The organism is Janthinobacterium sp. 64 (assembly GCF_002813325.1).
Classification (GTDB): domain Bacteria; phylum Pseudomonadota; class Gammaproteobacteria; order Burkholderiales; family Burkholderiaceae_D; genus Janthinobacterium.
Genome location: NZ_PHUG01000001.1, coordinates 2,433,140 through 2,447,087, shown reverse-complemented (window position 1 = coordinate 2,447,087; position 13,948 = coordinate 2,433,140). Strand labels below are relative to the sequence as shown.

15 protein-coding genes are annotated in these 13,948 nt (G+C 63.8%); 9 read left to right on the top strand and 6 right to left on the bottom strand.

The features are described from left to right. Positions 1 to 43: 43 nt before the first annotated feature. The 8 genes from CLU91_RS10725 to flgL all read left to right on the top strand — a co-directional run bounded on the left by CLU91_RS10725 (position 44) and on the right by flgL (position 9,393). Positions 44 to 1,591, top strand: coding sequence for a flagellar hook protein FlgE (locus CLU91_RS10725; protein ID WP_100874139.1), 1,548 nt, complete (start codon positions 44 to 46; stop codon positions 1,589 to 1,591). Positions 1,592 to 1,690: 99 nt separating this feature from the next. Beyond that, positions 1,691 to 2,434: a flagellar basal body rod protein FlgF gene (locus CLU91_RS10720; protein WP_100874138.1), complete on the top strand. Its 744-nt coding sequence runs from the start codon at positions 1,691 to 1,693 to the stop codon at positions 2,432 to 2,434. A gap of 72 nt (positions 2,435 to 2,506) precedes the next feature. Beyond that, positions 2,507 to 3,289, top strand: coding sequence for a flagellar basal-body rod protein FlgG (gene flgG / locus CLU91_RS10715; protein WP_076568129.1), 783 nt, complete (start codon positions 2,507 to 2,509; stop codon positions 3,287 to 3,289). A 50-nt stretch (positions 3,290 to 3,339) separates the two neighbouring features. After that, the gene (locus CLU91_RS10710; protein WP_100874137.1) at positions 3,340 to 3,990 is read left to right on the top strand and encodes a flagellar basal body L-ring protein FlgH; all 651 of its coding nucleotides are present in this window, start codon (positions 3,340 to 3,342) and stop codon (positions 3,988 to 3,990) included. A gap of 2 nt (positions 3,991 to 3,992) precedes the next feature. Beyond that, positions 3,993 to 5,108, top strand: coding sequence for a flagellar basal body P-ring protein FlgI (locus tag CLU91_RS10705; RefSeq protein ID WP_100874136.1), 1,116 nt, complete (start codon positions 3,993 to 3,995; stop codon positions 5,106 to 5,108). Between the two features lie 10 nt (positions 5,109 to 5,118). Further along, positions 5,119 to 6,045, top strand: a complete 927-nt coding sequence (gene flgJ / locus CLU91_RS10700; protein ID WP_100874135.1) for a flagellar assembly peptidoglycan hydrolase FlgJ — start codon at positions 5,119 to 5,121, stop codon at positions 6,043 to 6,045. 87 nt (positions 6,046 to 6,132) lie between these two features. Next, a complete protein-coding gene (gene flgK / locus CLU91_RS10695; protein WP_100874134.1) occupies positions 6,133 to 8,100 on the top strand; it encodes a flagellar hook-associated protein FlgK in 1,968 nt (655 codons plus the stop codon). Positions 8,101 to 8,151: 51 nt separating this feature from the next. Further along, complete coding sequence (gene flgL, locus CLU91_RS10690; RefSeq protein WP_198521306.1) at positions 8,152 to 9,393, top strand: flagellar hook-associated protein FlgL; 1,242 nt, start codon at positions 8,152 to 8,154, stop codon at positions 9,391 to 9,393. Here flgL and CLU91_RS10685 read toward each other — a convergent pair. Continuing rightward, the gene (locus CLU91_RS10685; protein WP_100874132.1) at positions 9,390 to 10,301 is read right to left on the bottom strand and encodes a LysR family transcriptional regulator ArgP; all 912 of its coding nucleotides are present in this window, start codon (positions 10,299 to 10,301) and stop codon (positions 9,390 to 9,392) included. The two genes, flgL and CLU91_RS10685, sit on opposite strands and share 4 nt — an antisense overlap. Positions 10,302 to 10,374: 73 nt before the next feature. Between CLU91_RS10685 and CLU91_RS10680 the strand changes: the two genes are divergently transcribed. Continuing rightward, complete coding sequence (locus CLU91_RS10680; RefSeq protein WP_100874131.1) at positions 10,375 to 11,019, top strand: LysE/ArgO family amino acid transporter; 645 nt, start codon at positions 10,375 to 10,377, stop codon at positions 11,017 to 11,019. Between the two features lie 6 nt (positions 11,020 to 11,025). Here CLU91_RS10680 and fliR read toward each other — a convergent pair whose 3' ends face one another. From fliR to fliN, 5 genes are read right to left on the bottom strand one after another with little or no spacing between them, the layout of a single operon-like run. Then, complete coding sequence (gene fliR, locus CLU91_RS10675; RefSeq protein ID WP_100874130.1) at positions 11,026 to 11,877, bottom strand: flagellar biosynthetic protein FliR; 852 nt, start codon at positions 11,875 to 11,877, stop codon at positions 11,026 to 11,028. A gap of 16 nt (positions 11,878 to 11,893) precedes the next feature. Continuing rightward, a complete protein-coding gene (gene fliQ, locus CLU91_RS10670) occupies positions 11,894 to 12,163 on the bottom strand; it encodes a flagellar biosynthesis protein FliQ (protein ID WP_071075857.1) in 270 nt (89 codons plus the stop codon). Positions 12,164 to 12,173: 10 nt separating this feature from the next. Beyond that, the gene (fliP, locus tag CLU91_RS10665; protein ID WP_096238644.1) at positions 12,174 to 12,932 is read right to left on the bottom strand and encodes a flagellar type III secretion system pore protein FliP; all 759 of its coding nucleotides are present in this window, start codon (positions 12,930 to 12,932) and stop codon (positions 12,174 to 12,176) included. A gap of 7 nt (positions 12,933 to 12,939) precedes the next feature. Beyond that, entirely contained in the window at positions 12,940 to 13,515 is a 576-nt protein-coding gene (gene fliO / locus CLU91_RS10660; protein WP_100874129.1) for a flagellar biosynthetic protein FliO, read from the bottom strand. Beyond that, positions 13,512 to 13,946, bottom strand: a complete 435-nt coding sequence (gene fliN / locus CLU91_RS10655; RefSeq protein WP_034754038.1) for a flagellar motor switch protein FliN — start codon at positions 13,944 to 13,946, stop codon at positions 13,512 to 13,514. Before fliN ends, fliO begins: the two co-directional genes overlap by 4 nt. Between the last annotated feature and the right edge of the window lie 2 nt (positions 13,947 to 13,948).

The window sequence follows — 13,948 nt, the reverse complement described above, 5'->3', positions numbered from 1 at the left end:
GTAGCGTAGATCCTCTACCCCTAATTTCTACCAGGAGAACACAATGTCTTTCCAACAAGGCCTGAGCGGCTTGAATGGCGCCGCCAAATCGCTGGACGTCATCGGCAACAATATCGCCAACTCGGCCACCGTGGGTTTCAAGCAGTCGCAGGCGCAGTTCGCCGACATCTATGCCAACTCCCTGTATGGCGTGGGCGGCAACCAGCCCGGCATCGGCGTATCCGTGTCGCAAGTGGCGCAGCTGTTCAACCAGGGTAACCTGGAAAGCTCGTCCAATCCGCTCGACATCGCCATCAATGGCGGCGGTTTCTTCCGCACCAGCGTGAACGGCGCCATCCAGTATTCGCGCAACGGCCAGTTCCAGGTCGACAAGAGCGGCTTCATCATCAATGCGCAAAAAGCCCAGCTGACCGGCTACCCGGCCGATGCGAACGGCAAGATCCTGGCCGGCGCTACCGTGCCCCTGCAGATCGATCCGTCCGACATGGCGCCGAAGGCGACCACCAAGGTCGATACCCAGATCAACCTCGATTCCAAATCGCTGATGCCGACCGTGGTGCCGTTCACCGTGGGCGAGCAAAAGTCGTGGACCCAGCAATTCCCCGTGCCCGTCTATGACTCTCTGGGCAATGCGCACACCATGTCCAATTTCTATGTCAAGACGGGCACCAATACCTGGGATGTGTACACGACGACTGACGGCAAGGAAATTACCAGCGCGAAAGTGGCATCCGCGGCGCAGACCGATGCCGCCTCGCTGGCCGCGCGCGCAGCCTACCAGGCCGCCGTCACGGCAGTGCCGCTGGTGCCTGCGGCGATCACGACCGCCGCCGTCGCCTATGGCAATGCGGCTGGCGCGGCCGTGCGCGCCGCCGCCGTGCTGGCCGGCGCCAGCACCGCTCAGTTGAATGCCATCAGCGCCACCTATGGCAGCGCCGTGCCCAATGGCATCAATTCCAGCTTCACGCCGGACCAGATCGACGCCAATATTTCCTCGGTGACCGAGGTGCCCGCCGTGAGGTCGGCCTCGCTGGTGTTCAACAGCGTCGGCAGCCTGGACAAGGCTGCCATGCTGGGCCTGACGCCGCCGCAAACCCTGCCGGTGACGGTCAACCTGCCCGTCTTCCCCGCCACGGGCGCGAACGCGAACCTGGCGATCAAGGTCGACTTCACCAATTCCACCCAGCTCAGCTCGTCCACCAGCGAAAAGCGCACCGTGGCCGATGGCTATGCGGCCGGCCAGCTGGACCGTTTCGTCGTGGGTTCCGATGGCGTGATCCAGGGGCAGTACAACAATGGCAAGACGCGCGACCTGGGCCAGGTGGTGTTGACCAAGTTTGCCAATCCGAATGGCCTCGAACCGCTGGGCAACAACGCCTGGGTGGAAAGCTCGACCTCGGGCAGTCCCATGACGGGTTCGCCGAGCTCGGGCGGTCTGGGCGACTTGCGCGCCTCGGCCGTGGAAGTGTCGAACGTGGACCTGACGGCCGAACTGGTCAACATGATCACGGCCCAGCGCGCCTACCAGGCGAATGCGCAGACCATCAAGACGCAGGATTCGGTCTTGCAGACTTTGGTTAACCTGCGTTAATAATCAGGGAGTCAGTCACTTCGTGACCGGAATGTGCCGCATTGCGGCGCATTCCCCCGCCGGGTCTGACCCCAGCTTTTGTTTTGCACGGAGAAACACATGGACCGTCTCATCTACACCGCCGGCTCGGGCGCCAAGCACATCCTCGACAAGCAGGCGACCACGGCGAATAACCTGGCGAACGCCACCAGCACGGGTTTCCGTGCCCAGCTCGACTCGTTTCGCGCCGTGCCCGTGGTGGCCGACGGCATGATGCCGACGCGCACCTTTGTCGTCGATTCGACGGTCGGTTCCGATTTCACGCAAGGACCCATGCAGCACACGGGCCGCGCGCTCGACGTGGCCGTGGAGAACGGCGGCTGGATCGCGGTGCAGTCGGCTGACGGTTCCGAAGCCTATACGCGCAACGGCGCCTTCAAGCTCAATGAAAACGGCATGTTGCAGACACAATCGGGCCTGATGGTGCAGGGTGACACGGGACCGCTGGCCATTCCGCCCGGTGTGACGGTGTCCATCGCCAGCGATGGCACGGTGGGCACGATTTCCACCGATGTGCCGCCGGGCCCGTCCACGGTACTGGGACGCATCAAGCTGGTCAACCCGCCCGAGCAGCAACTGGTGCGCGGCGACGACGGCCTGTTCCGTCTGAAGGATGGCACGGTGGCGCAGGCCGACCAGGCCGTCAAATTGACGACGGGCGCGCTCGAAGGCAGCAATGTCAGCCCCGTCGACTCGATGGTCAGCATGATCGCCCTGGCGCGCCAGTTCGAAACACAAATGAGTTTGTTGAAGAATGCCGAGAATAACGCGGCGAAAGCCACCCAGATCCTCGCTTTGAATTGATAGAGCCGGTCGCATAATGGTCACATAGAAATAGTCTACAGGGCTGATGAGCGCTGTTATTGGAGAAAAATCATGATTCGTTCCCTTTGGATAGCCAAGACCGGCCTGGAAGCGCAGCAGACGCAGATGGACGTGATCGCCAATAACCTGGCCAACGTCAGCACCACCGGCTTCAAGAAGTCGCGCGCCGTGTTTGAAGACTTGCTGTATCAAAATGTGCGCCAGCCGGGTGCGCAATCGTCGCAGCAAACCCAGCTGCCGTCGGGCTTGCAGATCGGCACGGGCGTGCGCACCGTGGCGACTGAACGCATCCATACCCAGGGCAATCCTCAGGCGTCGGGCAATTCGCGCGACGTGATGGTCAACGGCACCGGTTTCTTCCAGGTGCTGCTGCCCGATGGCGCCACCGCCTACACGCGCGACGGCTCGTTCCAGACCGATGCCAATGGCCAGCTCGTCACTTCCGAAGGCTTCGTCATCCAGCCTGCCATCACCGTGCCGACCAATGCGCTGAGCCTGACCGTGGCGCGCGATGGCACCGTCTCCGTGACCTTGCCCAATACCGTGGCGCCATCGCAGATCGGCTCGCTGCAGCTGACCACTTTCGTCAATCCGGCCGGCCTGGAATCGAAGGGCGAGAACCTGTACATGGAAACGGGCGCTTCCGGCGTGGCGCAGACGAACACCCCGGGCACGAACGGCGCCGGCGTGCTGATGCAGGGCTATATCGAAACGTCGAACGTCAACGTGGCCGAGGAAATGGTCAACATGATCCAGACGCAGCGCGCCTACGAGATCAACAGCAAGGCCATCACCACATCCGATCAAATGCTGCAGAAATTGTCGCAACTTTAATTTTCATAGTCGTCATGCCATCCGCCGCCGGATGGCAGCGGAGGTTCGCCATGCAATACCCCATCATCGCCCTGTTGTCCGCAGTCCTGTTGTCCGGCTGCGCCATCACGCCTACGTCCATCGTGCAATACCCGACCACCACGCGCGCGCCGATGCCGGAACCGGTGGTCGTCAACAACGGTTCCATCTACCAGCCGTCGACCTACCGTCCCGCCTTCGAAGACCGCCGCGCGCGCCACGTGGGCGACACCATGACCATCGCCATCACCGAGCGCACGAATGCCGTCAAGGCGGGTGCCAGCTCCGGCAACAAGTCGGGCAGCGTGGGCTTCAGCACGCCAGGCATGCTGCAGGGCCGCCTGGGCGGCAGCGTTTCGGCGAATGGCGCAACGAAATTTGCGGACGGCGACAACCAGTCCGCCAGCAACACCTTTTCCGGCGTGATCGGCGTGACGGTGATTGAAGTGCTGCCAAACGGCAACCTGATCGTTGCCGGCGAAAAACAGATCGCCATGAACAAGGGCACCGAATTCATCCGCTTCTCGGGCATGGTCAATCCGGACACCATCGGCACGGGCAACGTCGTGCCCTCGACCCAGGTGGCCGATGCGCGCGTCGAATACCGCACCAACAGCCAGATCGACCGCGCCGAAATGGCCTCGATGGCCTCGCGTTTCTTCCTCAGCCTGCTGCCGTTCTGATCATGGCAACATTGACCTTTCCCCGCTGTTTGGCCATTGCCGGCCTGGCTCTCTCCCTGCTGGCGCCCGTGGCGCAAGCCGAGCGCATCAAGGACCTGGCCAGCATCGCCGGCGTGCGCCAGAATCAGCTGATGGGCTATGGCCTCGTCGTCGGCCTCGACGGCAGCGGCGACCAGACCACGCAAACGCCGTTCACCATCCAGAGCGTGGCGGCGATGCTGCAGCAGCAAGGTATCAACTTGCCGCAAGGCACCAGTTTGCAGCTGAAAAACGTGGCCGCCGTGATGGTGACGACGTCCTTGCCCGCGTTTGCTCAGCCGGGCCAGATGCTCGACGTGACCGTGTCGTCGATGGGCAATGCGAAAAGCTTGCGCGGCGGCACCTTATTGATGACGCCATTGAAGGGTGCTGACGGCCAGGTGTACGGCATGGCGCAAGGTAACGTGCTGGTGGGCGGCGTGGGTGCGCAGGCGGCCGGCAGCTCCGTCGTCATCAATCACCTGAGCGTGGGCCGCATCTCGGGCGGCGCCACCGTCGAGCGCACCGTGCCCTCGGTGCTGGGCGCCAACAACACCATACGCCTGGAATTGAACGCCACCGATTTCGCCACCGCCAGCCGCGTGGTCGACGCCATCAACAGCCGCTACGGCGCCGGCACGGCCGCCGCGCTGGACGGACGCGTGATCCAGGTGCAGTCGCCGGGCAGCAGCGACCAGCGCGTGACCTTCCTGGGCCAGCTGGAAAGCATCGAAGTCAATCCGGCCCGCCTGGCGGCCAAGGTCATCATGAATGCGCGCACCGGTTCCGTCGTGATGAACCAGTCCGTGACGCTGGAAACCTGCGCCATTTCGCACGGCAACCTGTCCGTTACCATCAATGTCGAGCCACAGGTGAGCCAGCCGGCGCCCTTGTCGGGCGGGCGCACGGTGGTCACGCAGACGGCACAGATCGATATCAAGAAGGAACCGGGCAAGGTCATGCTGGTCAAGGGCGGCGCTTCGCTGTCCGACGTGGTGAAGGCCTTGAACGCCATCGGTGCTTCGCCGCAAGACTTGCTGGCTATCCTGCAGGCGATGAAGGCGGCCGGTTCGCTGCGCGCCGAACTTGAAATCATTTGATGGACACGCCATGATCAGCCAAACCGACCTCAGCAATACCGCCGCCTACGACGTCAAGGGCATGGATGGCTTGCGCCAGTCCGCCAAGGCGAAGGACCCTGCCGCCCTGAAAGAGGCGGCCACGCAATTTGAAGCCATGTTCATCAACATGATGATGAAAAGCATGCGTGAAGCTTCGCCGCAGGACGGCATCATGGATAGCCAGCAAAGCAAGATGTATACCTCGATGCTGGACCAGCAGACGAGCCAGAACCTGGCCAAGCGGGGCACGGGCCTGGCGGACGTGCTGATCCGCCAGCTATCGTCGTCGAACCAGGCGCTGGCCGCCGATGGCGCCGAAGCGCCGTCGCCCCGCTCGTCGAGCATGGCGCAGGCGCTGGCCGCGTTCCGCCAGCAGCAGGGCGCCCTGACCGACGGTGCCGGCAGTGCCAGCGCCACCGGCAAGACCCTGAGCGAGAAGGCCAACGCCACGCAGGCGCCGCATGTGCGCGCCTTCCAGGAAAAACTCGGCGTGCATGCGGAAGAAGCGAGCCGCGCCACCGGCATCCCGGCCAAGTTCATGCTGGGCCAGGCGGCGCTGGAAACGGGCTGGGGCAAGCGCGAAATCATCGCCCGCGACGGCAGCAGCAGCCACAACCTGTTCGGCATCAAGGCGTCCAGCGACTGGAAGGGCAAGGTCACGGAAGCCGTCACGACGGAATACGTGAATGGCAAGGCGCAGCGCAAGGTGGAAAAATTCCGCGCCTACGATAGTTACGCGGACAGCTTCAAGGATTATGCGCAGTTAATTACCAACAACAAGCGCTACGAGAAAGTGCTGGCCAGCGCGGGCGACGCCAGCACGTTTGCCCACGGCTTGCAAAAGGCCGGCTACGCGACGGATCCGAATTACGCTGCCAAATTGACAAAAATCATCAAGCATTCGCTGGTCGGCTAACCCCTGCCGTGCCCCTGTGCAGGCCGCGCGCTTCAAGTTTTCGCCGCGGCTGCCGTAAATACATGTGACGGTAACCAATAAGACACCATGACTTCGAATCTACTCAGCATCGGTAAGAGCGGTTTGCTTGCAGCGCAGGTGGGCCTGTCGACGACCGGGCATAACATCACCAATGCGAACGTGGCCGGCTACAACCGCCAGACGGTGCTGCAGCAGACTTCGCAGTCGAACTTTGCCGGCTATGGCTTCGTCGGCACGGGCACGGAAGTGTCGCAGATCAAGCGCCAGTACGACAGTTTCATGGCCACCCAGGTCAATGCCGCACAAAGCGCCACCAGCGCGCTCGATAGCTATTACACGCAGATCAGCCAGATCGACAACTTGCTGGCCGACCCCACGGCGGGCCTGTCGCCCGCCCTGCAGGATTTCTTCAAGGGCGTGCAGGACTTCAGCGCCAATCCGTCTTCGGTCGCCTCGCGCCAGGCCTTGCTGTCGAGCGCCGGCTCGCTCGCTTCGCGTTTTCAGGGCCTGAGCGCGCGCCTGACGGAGATCGGCGACGGCGTCAATTCGCAGATCACGTCGAATGTGGCGGTGATTAATACCTATGCCAAGCAGCTCGCCGAGCTGAACAAGTCGATTTCCCAGTTGTCGGTCGATGCCAGCAACCAGCCCAACGATTTGCTGGACCAGCGCGACCAGCTGATCACGGAATTGAACAAATATGTCAAGGCAACGGTGCAACCGGCTGCCAACAATACCGTCACCATTTCCATCGGTGCGGGCCAGCCGCTGGTGGTGGCGGACCGCAGCTTCGAGCTGGCGGCCACGCCTTCGCGGACGGACCCGAACCGCATCGAGGTGGGCTATGTCACGGGCAGTACCGTCAGCGTGCTGCCGGACAGCTCCCTGACCGGCGGCTCGCTGGGCGGCTTGCTGGAATTTCGCAGCGGCACCCTGGACAATGTGCAGAACTCGCTGGGCAAGGTGGCCATCGCGCTGGCGAGTACCTTCAACGACCAGCACAAGCTGGGCCAGGACTTGAATGGCGCCATGGGCGGCGACTTTTTCAAGATACCCGACCCCGTGATCGGCGCCGACCGCGGCAACAACGCCAGCAGCACCACCGTGCTGTCGGCCAAGGTCAGCGACCCCACCAAGCTGACGGCCAGCGATTACAGCCTGAAGTACGATGGCAGCAACTATGTGGTGACGCGCGAATCGGACGGCGCGCACACCATCATCAATCCGTATCCGCAAACGGCGCCGCAAACCATCGACGGCGTCGATTTCTCGATCTCGGGCACGGCCTCCCAGGGCGACAACTACGTCATCAAACCGACGGCGAATGGCGCGGCCGGCCTGGCCGTGCTGATCACCGACCGCAACAAGATTGCCGCCGGGGCCCCCATCGCCACCTCGGCGCCGGTGGCCAATACGGGCACGGGCAAGCTCAGCGCCGGCTCCGTCGACAAGGCCTACCTGACCCCGGGCAATGCCCTGACCGGTCCCGTGACCTTGACCTTTGACAAGGCGACTACCTCGCTGACGGGTTTCCCGGCGGGCCAGGCGGTGACGGTCAAGGGCTTGAATGGCGCCACCACGACCTATCCGGCCGGCACGGCGAACATCCCGTATGCGGAAGGCGACAATTTCAGCTTTGGCGGCATCAATGTCAGCATGACGGGCACGCCGGCGCAGGGCGATACCTTCACGATCAAGCCCAATACGGGCGGCGTTGGCGACAACCGCAATGCGGCGCTGCTGGCGGGCTTGCAGACGAAGAACATCCTCGATGGCGGCAATGCCACGTTCCAGGGCTCGTATGCGCAAACCGTCAGCTTCGTGGGCAACAAGACGCGCGAAGTGCAGGTCAGCGGCCTGGCCAGCCTGGCCTTGCTGCAGCAGGTCAGTACCCAGCAGCAGGCCGTCTCCGGCGTCAACCTCGATGAAGAGGCGGCCAACCTGCTGCGTTACCAGCAGTCCTACCAGGCGTGCGGCAAGGTCATGCAGATCGCCAGCACCCTGTTCGACGTGGTCATCGGCCTGGGACGTTAATCAATTTTTGCCGCAGCGCAGTGCGCGGCGGCTTTCTGGAAGGGCAGCATCATGCGCATCAGCACACGAATGATTTATGACCAGGGCAGTTCGCAGCTGAACAATCTGCAGGGCGCCCTGAACCGTACGCAGATGCAGCTGTCGGCGAACCGCCGCAACCTGACGCCTGCCGACGACCCGATCGCCTCGGCGCGCGCGCTGGAAGTGACGCAGTCGCAATCGATCAATACCCAGTTCGTGACGAACCGTTCGAATGCGAAAAACTTCCTGTCACAGGAAGAGCTGGCGCTGGGCAGCACGGGTTCACTGATTGCGGACGTGAAAGACCTGGTCGTCAAGGCCGGCAATCCCGCGCTGAAAGACGTCGACCGCGAAACCCTGGCGAGGGAACTGGAAGGGCGGCTGACGGACTTGCTGGGCATTGCCAACACGGCCGACGGCGCCGGCGGCTACCTGTTTTCCGGCTATAAATCCACCACCCAGCCATTCAGCCAGACGCCGACGGGCGCCACCTATGTGGGCGACCAGGGCCAGCGCGAATTGCAGGTGGGCTCGGCGCGCTACCTGGCGACCAGCGATTCCGGCGCCGCCGTCTTTGAAAATAACCTGACCGGCAACGGCAAGTTCACCACGGCCGCCGCTACCGGCAACTTCGCGCGCGGTGGTTCTGGCATCGTTTCCGGCGGCACGGTGACGGACCCGACGGCATTGACGGGACATAAATATTCCATCGACTTCAAGGTCGCGGGCACGGGCACCACTGCCGTCACCACGTATACCATCACCGACGCCACCTTGGGTCAGACGGTGCCCAATCCCGCCGTGCCCATCCCCTACAAGAGCGGCGACACCATCGCCTTCGCCGGCCAGCAAGTCAACATCACGGGTGCGCCGGCGGACCAGGACAGCTTTACGCTGGAGCCGAGCGCCAAGGAATCGCTGTTTACCACCGTGAAAAACCTGATCGGCGTGCTGCGCCAGACGACTACTGGCGACGCTGGCCAGGCGCGCCTGGCGAACGGCTTGAACGCCGCCCACAACATACTCGACACGGCCTACGACAATGTGCTGTCGGTGCGCACCGAAGTGGGCGCCCGCATGAAGGAGCTCGATTATCTCGACAGCGCAGGCGACGACCTCGACCTCCAGTACGCCACCACCCTGTCGGACCTGCAGGACCTGGACATGGTGAAAGCCATTTCCACCTTCACCCAGCAGCAGGTGACCCTGCAGGCGGCGCAGAAAACGTTCACCTCGATCTCGGGTCTGTCGCTGTTCAATTACATCAGCTAAGCGCCCGGTATCGGCTGCAAGCCCGTGCGGGCGGCGGCCAGGATGGCTGCGCTCAAGCCGTCGAGCAGGCTCGACGCGGCGCGCGCCGTATGCCAGTGCAGGGGCACATCGAGGGGCGTGGCGGGCAGCAGTTCGACCAGGCTGCCATTGTCAAGATGGGGCTGGATCAGCGCCTGCGGGTGCAAGCCCCAGCCCATGCCGGCCAGGCCGGCCGTGACGAAGGCGTGCGACGAGGGCAGAGCATGGCGCGGCAATTCCACATGCCGGTGGCACAGGCGCCGCACCCAGCGCGATTGGAGCTCGTCCTTGGCATTGAAGACGAGGCTGGGCGCCAGCGCCAGGCTGGCAGCGCCCACGCCGTGGGCAAAATGCCGTTGCAGGAAGGCGGGACTGGCAGCTGCCAGGTAGCGCATGGCGCCCAGCGGGCGGCTGTTGCAGCCCGATGCGGGCCGGGCCGTTGCGCTGACGGCGGCCAGTACGGCGCCGCTGCGCAGCCACTCGGCCGTATGGTCCTGGTCGTCGACGGCCACTTGCAGCAGCACCGGGTGCGCGGCCCCGAAGGCGGCGATGGCGGGCGCCAGCCAGGTGGCCAGGCTGTCGGCATTCACGGCGACGGGCACAGTGGCGCGCGACACGCCCAGTGCTGCCTGCACCAGCGCCGGCACGGTCCCTTGCAAATCCTGTTCCAGCAGTTGCACCTGGTCCACGTGCTGGCACAAGCGCCGGCCCGTTTGCGTGGCGCGGCAAGGCTGATCGCGTATCACCAGCGCGCAGCCGACGCGCTCTTCCAGCAGCCGGATGCGCTGCGAAATGGCCGATGGCGTCACGTGCAAGGCGCGCGCCGCGCGCTCGAAACTGCCTTCGCGGATGACGGCGGCGAGGGCACCCAGGGCGGCATAATCGAGCATGGATGAAGTTTTCCTTAACTTGCTGTAGAAAAGGTAGTTTGCCTTCATTCCCGGCGGCTGGCAAGATCGCCGCATGACACTCTCCGCCACCACCCCACTCGTTTTTTCCGTCTTTGTACAGGGCATGACCCTGGGCCTGGGCCTCATCGTTGCCATCGGCTCGCAAAATGCTTTTGTCTTGCGGCCTGGCTTGCGCCGCGAACACGTGGGCGCCATCGTGCTGTTTTGCGCGCTGGCCGACGCGGCGCTGATTGCCGCCGGTGTGCTGGGCATGGCCAGTGCGCTGGGGCAGCGTCCCTTGCTGGCCAGCGCACTGGCGCTGGGCGGCGCCGCTTTCCTCGCCGTCTACGGTTGGCAAGCGCTGCGGCGCGCGCGCCGGCCGCAGCAGTTGCGCGCGGCCGAAGGCGGGTCGCAACTGGGCCTGGCTGCCGCGCTGGCCCAGGCGGCCGCATTTACCTTGCTCAACCCGCACGTGTATCTGGATACGGTATTGCTGGTGGGAAGCATCGGCGCGCAGCAGCCGGGCGTGCTGCGCGGCTGGTTTATCGCCGGCGCCAGCGCGGCCAGCCTGCTGTGGTTTGCCTCGTTGGGATTTGGCGCGCGCTGGCTGGCGCCGTGGTTTGCCCGGCCGCGCGCCTGGCAAGTGCTCGATGGCTTGATTGGTATCACGATGTTCGTGCTGTCGGCGCTGCTGCTGCGCCATGCGCTGGGCTGGTAGCCCGGATCAGGGCGCTGGCGCAGGCTGCTTGGGGCGCAAGGGATTCGGCGGCGCGGGCGGCGGTGGCCGGTCGCGCGTGGCAAAGCCGCGCGGCAGCAAACGCGCCGTTTCTATGCCGCGCAGGAACATATTCTGGAACGGCGTGGCCAGGTAGGGCAAGACCATGCTGATCACCAGCAAGCCCACGCCCAGGGTCACGGGAAAACCGATACCGAAAATGTTCAGCTGCGGCGCCGCCCGCGTCAAGATGCCTAGCGCCACGTTGGTCAGCAGCAGGGCGGCGATGATGGGCAGCGAAATCTGCAGGCCGGAACGGAAGATTTCGCCGCCCCAGGCCGCCAATTGCTGGAAACCGCCGCCGCTGATGGGACTCGATGAAATGGGCAGGCTGACAAAGCTTTCCGCCAGCGCCGCCAGCAAGACCAGGTGGCCGTTGACTGTCAAAAACATCAAGGTGGCCAGCATGACGAGGAACTGGCTGATGGCGGAAGATCTGCCCTTGGTTTGGGGGTCGAAGAACGAGGCGAAGCCCAGGCCCATGGTGAGACTGCTGAGTTCGCCGGCCATTTCGATGGCGGAAAACACGATGCGGATGGAAAAGCCCATGGCCAGGCCCACCAGCATCTCTTGCGTGAGGATCAGCAAACCGGGCAGTGACATCGGGTTGACGGCAGGCAAGGCCGGCACGGTGGGGGCGATGATCATGGCCAGCAGCGCGCCCAGGGTCACCTTCACGGTGGCCGGCACGGCCGCGTTGCCGAACAGGGGCGCGGCCGCGATCAGGCCGAGGATGCGGCTAAGCGGCCACAGCAGTGCTGCGATCCACGTGTTCAGTTCGATGCTCGACAGGGTCAGCATGGCAATGGTGGCTGCACTAACCCACCAGGTTCGGAATGCCCGTAAATACCTGGCGCATGTAGTCGAGCATGACGGACAGCATCCACGGACCGGCGACGACGAGGGCGACAAAGATGCCGACCAGCTTGGGGATGAAGGACAGGGTCGATTCGTTGATCTGCGTGGCCGCCTGGAAAATACTCACGATCAAGCCGATGATGAGGGCGACGAGCAGCATGGGAGCGGCCACCATCAGGGTGACTTCCATCGCATGGCGGCCCAGGGTCATGACGCTTTCGGGTGTCATCGTGCGTCCCCTAGTAAAAACTCTGCGACAGCGAGCCCAGCAGCAGTTGCCAGCCATCGACCAGCACGAACAGCATCAGCTTGAACGGCAGCGAGATCGTCGCCGGCGACATCATCATCATCCCCATCGACATCAGCACGCTGGCGACCACCATGTCGATGATCAAAAACGGGATGAAGATGGCAAAGCCGATCTGGAATGCCGTTTTCAGTTCGCTGGTGACGAAGGCGGGCACGAGGATGCGCAGCGGCACGTCTTCCGGGCCTTGCAGGGCCGGCGAGCGCGACATCTTGGCGAACAGGGCCAGGTCGGCCTGGCGCGTCTGCTTGAGCATGAAGGTTTTCAGGGGATCGACGCCCTTGTCCATCGCCTGCTGCATGCTGATCTTGTTTTCCTGATACGGCAGATACGCATCCGTATAGATCTTGTCAAACACGGGGCCCATGACGAACAGCGTCAGGAACAGGGCCAGGCCCACCAGCACCTGGTTCGGCGGCGCCGATTGCGTGCCGATGGCCTGGCGCAGCAGCGACAGCACGATGATGATGCGCGTGAAGCAGGTCATCATCAGGAGGGCCGCCGGCAGGAAGGTGAGCGACGTCATCAGGATGAGCGTCTGCACCGGCAGCGAGTAATTCTGTCCGCCGCCCGGCGCCGGCGTGCTGTTGAAGGCCGGGATGCCCGGCTGGGCCATGGCCCACAGCGGCAAGGCCAGGGCGGCCGCCGCCAGCAGCCAGGTCAGGGGAGTCTTTACGTTGGACCACGCCATCTGCTGCTTATTTCCCATTGCGTTTTTCGATGGTCTGTTTCAGCCACTCGGAAAAATTGGCGGCCGCGGGGCCGTTTTGCGCCGTTGCCAGTTGCGGCAACTCGCCTTCCTGGCGCGGCAGGGTGGCCAGCGCGTTGATGCGGCCGGGCGAGGCGCCGACGACGATCCACTGGTCGGCCACTTCGACGAGGACGATGCGTTCGCGTCCACCCAGATTGAGCGAACTGACGACGCGCATCCTGTTGTTGCCGCCCATGACTTTGGGGCCATAGCGCTTCATGAACCAGGCCAGGCCGATCAAGAGGGCCAGCACGAACACCAGCGCGAAGATGGTTTGCAGCAAGCTGCCGGCCGAGCTCGTCGGCGCCATCGCCATGGGCGCGCCTGCCGGCATGGCGGGCAGGGCGGCGGCAGGTGCGGATGCCGCCGCCGTTGCGGCGGCTGGCGGCGTCTCGCTGACCACTGCGACGGAAGCGCTGGCGGCGCTGGCCGCAGGCGCTGACGCGGTTGCCGGTTCGGCGTGGGCAATGCTGCATGCCGCCATGAGCGGCAGCACGGTGGAAATCAACAGGCCAGGCTTCATTTATTCAATTTTCGGATGCGTTCGGAAGGCGTGATGATGTCGGTCAGGCGGATACCAAACTTGTCATTCACCACCACCACTTCGCCCTGGGCGATCAGGCAGCCGTTGACCAGCACGTCCATCGGTTCGCCGGCCAGGCCGTCGAGCTCGACCACGGAACCCTGTGCCAGTTGCAGCAGGTTCTTGATGGCGATCTTGGTGCGGCCCAGTTCGACCGTCAGCTGCACGGGGATATCGAGGATGAAATCGATATCGTTGTGCGTTTCCGACTTCGACGCCTGCTTGGAAAAGTCCTTGAACACGGCGGCGCTGGCCGCGCTGGCCGTATTGGCGGCCTGGTTTTGCAGCGCTTCGGCTTCCGCCTTGGCCTGCTCGGCAATGGCCGCGCCCCAATCGTCTTCCGCGCTTTGGTCGTCTTGGTTATCAGACATGT

What these genes read in the sequence shown, in the direction of transcription:
- CLU91_RS10725 (WP_100874139.1), top strand. Translation starts at nt 44, where the DNA reads ATGTCTTTCCAACAAGGCCTGAGCGGCTTGAATGGCGCCGCCAAATCG.
- CLU91_RS10720 (WP_100874138.1), top strand. Translation starts at nt 1,691, where the DNA reads ATGGACCGTCTCATCTACACCGCCGGCTCGGGCGCCAAGCACATCCTC.
- flgG (WP_076568129.1), top strand. Translation starts at nt 2,507, where the DNA reads ATGATTCGTTCCCTTTGGATAGCCAAGACCGGCCTGGAAGCGCAGCAG.
- CLU91_RS10710 (WP_100874137.1), top strand. Translation starts at nt 3,340, where the DNA reads ATGCAATACCCCATCATCGCCCTGTTGTCCGCAGTCCTGTTGTCCGGC.
- CLU91_RS10705 (WP_100874136.1), top strand. Translation starts at nt 3,993, where the DNA reads ATGGCAACATTGACCTTTCCCCGCTGTTTGGCCATTGCCGGCCTGGCT.
- flgJ (WP_100874135.1), top strand. Translation starts at nt 5,119, where the DNA reads ATGATCAGCCAAACCGACCTCAGCAATACCGCCGCCTACGACGTCAAG.
- flgK (WP_100874134.1), top strand. Translation starts at nt 6,133, where the DNA reads ATGACTTCGAATCTACTCAGCATCGGTAAGAGCGGTTTGCTTGCAGCG.
- flgL (WP_198521306.1), top strand. Translation starts at nt 8,152, where the DNA reads ATGCGCATCAGCACACGAATGATTTATGACCAGGGCAGTTCGCAGCTG.
- CLU91_RS10685 (WP_100874132.1), bottom strand. Translation starts at nt 10,301, where the DNA reads ATGCTCGATTATGCCGCCCTGGGTGCCCTCGCCGCCGTCATCCGCGAA.
- CLU91_RS10680 (WP_100874131.1), top strand. Translation starts at nt 10,375, where the DNA reads ATGACACTCTCCGCCACCACCCCACTCGTTTTTTCCGTCTTTGTACAG.
- fliR (WP_100874130.1), bottom strand. Translation starts at nt 11,877, where the DNA reads ATGCTGACCCTGTCGAGCATCGAACTGAACACGTGGATCGCAGCACTG.
- fliQ (WP_071075857.1), bottom strand. Translation starts at nt 12,163, where the DNA reads ATGACACCCGAAAGCGTCATGACCCTGGGCCGCCATGCGATGGAAGTC.
- fliP (WP_096238644.1), bottom strand. Translation starts at nt 12,932, where the DNA reads ATGGCGTGGTCCAACGTAAAGACTCCCCTGACCTGGCTGCTGGCGGCG.
- fliO (WP_100874129.1), bottom strand. Translation starts at nt 13,515, where the DNA reads ATGAAGCCTGGCCTGTTGATTTCCACCGTGCTGCCGCTCATGGCGGCA.
- fliN (WP_034754038.1), bottom strand. Translation starts at nt 13,946, where the DNA reads ATGTCTGATAACCAAGACGACCAAAGCGCGGAAGACGATTGGGGCGCG.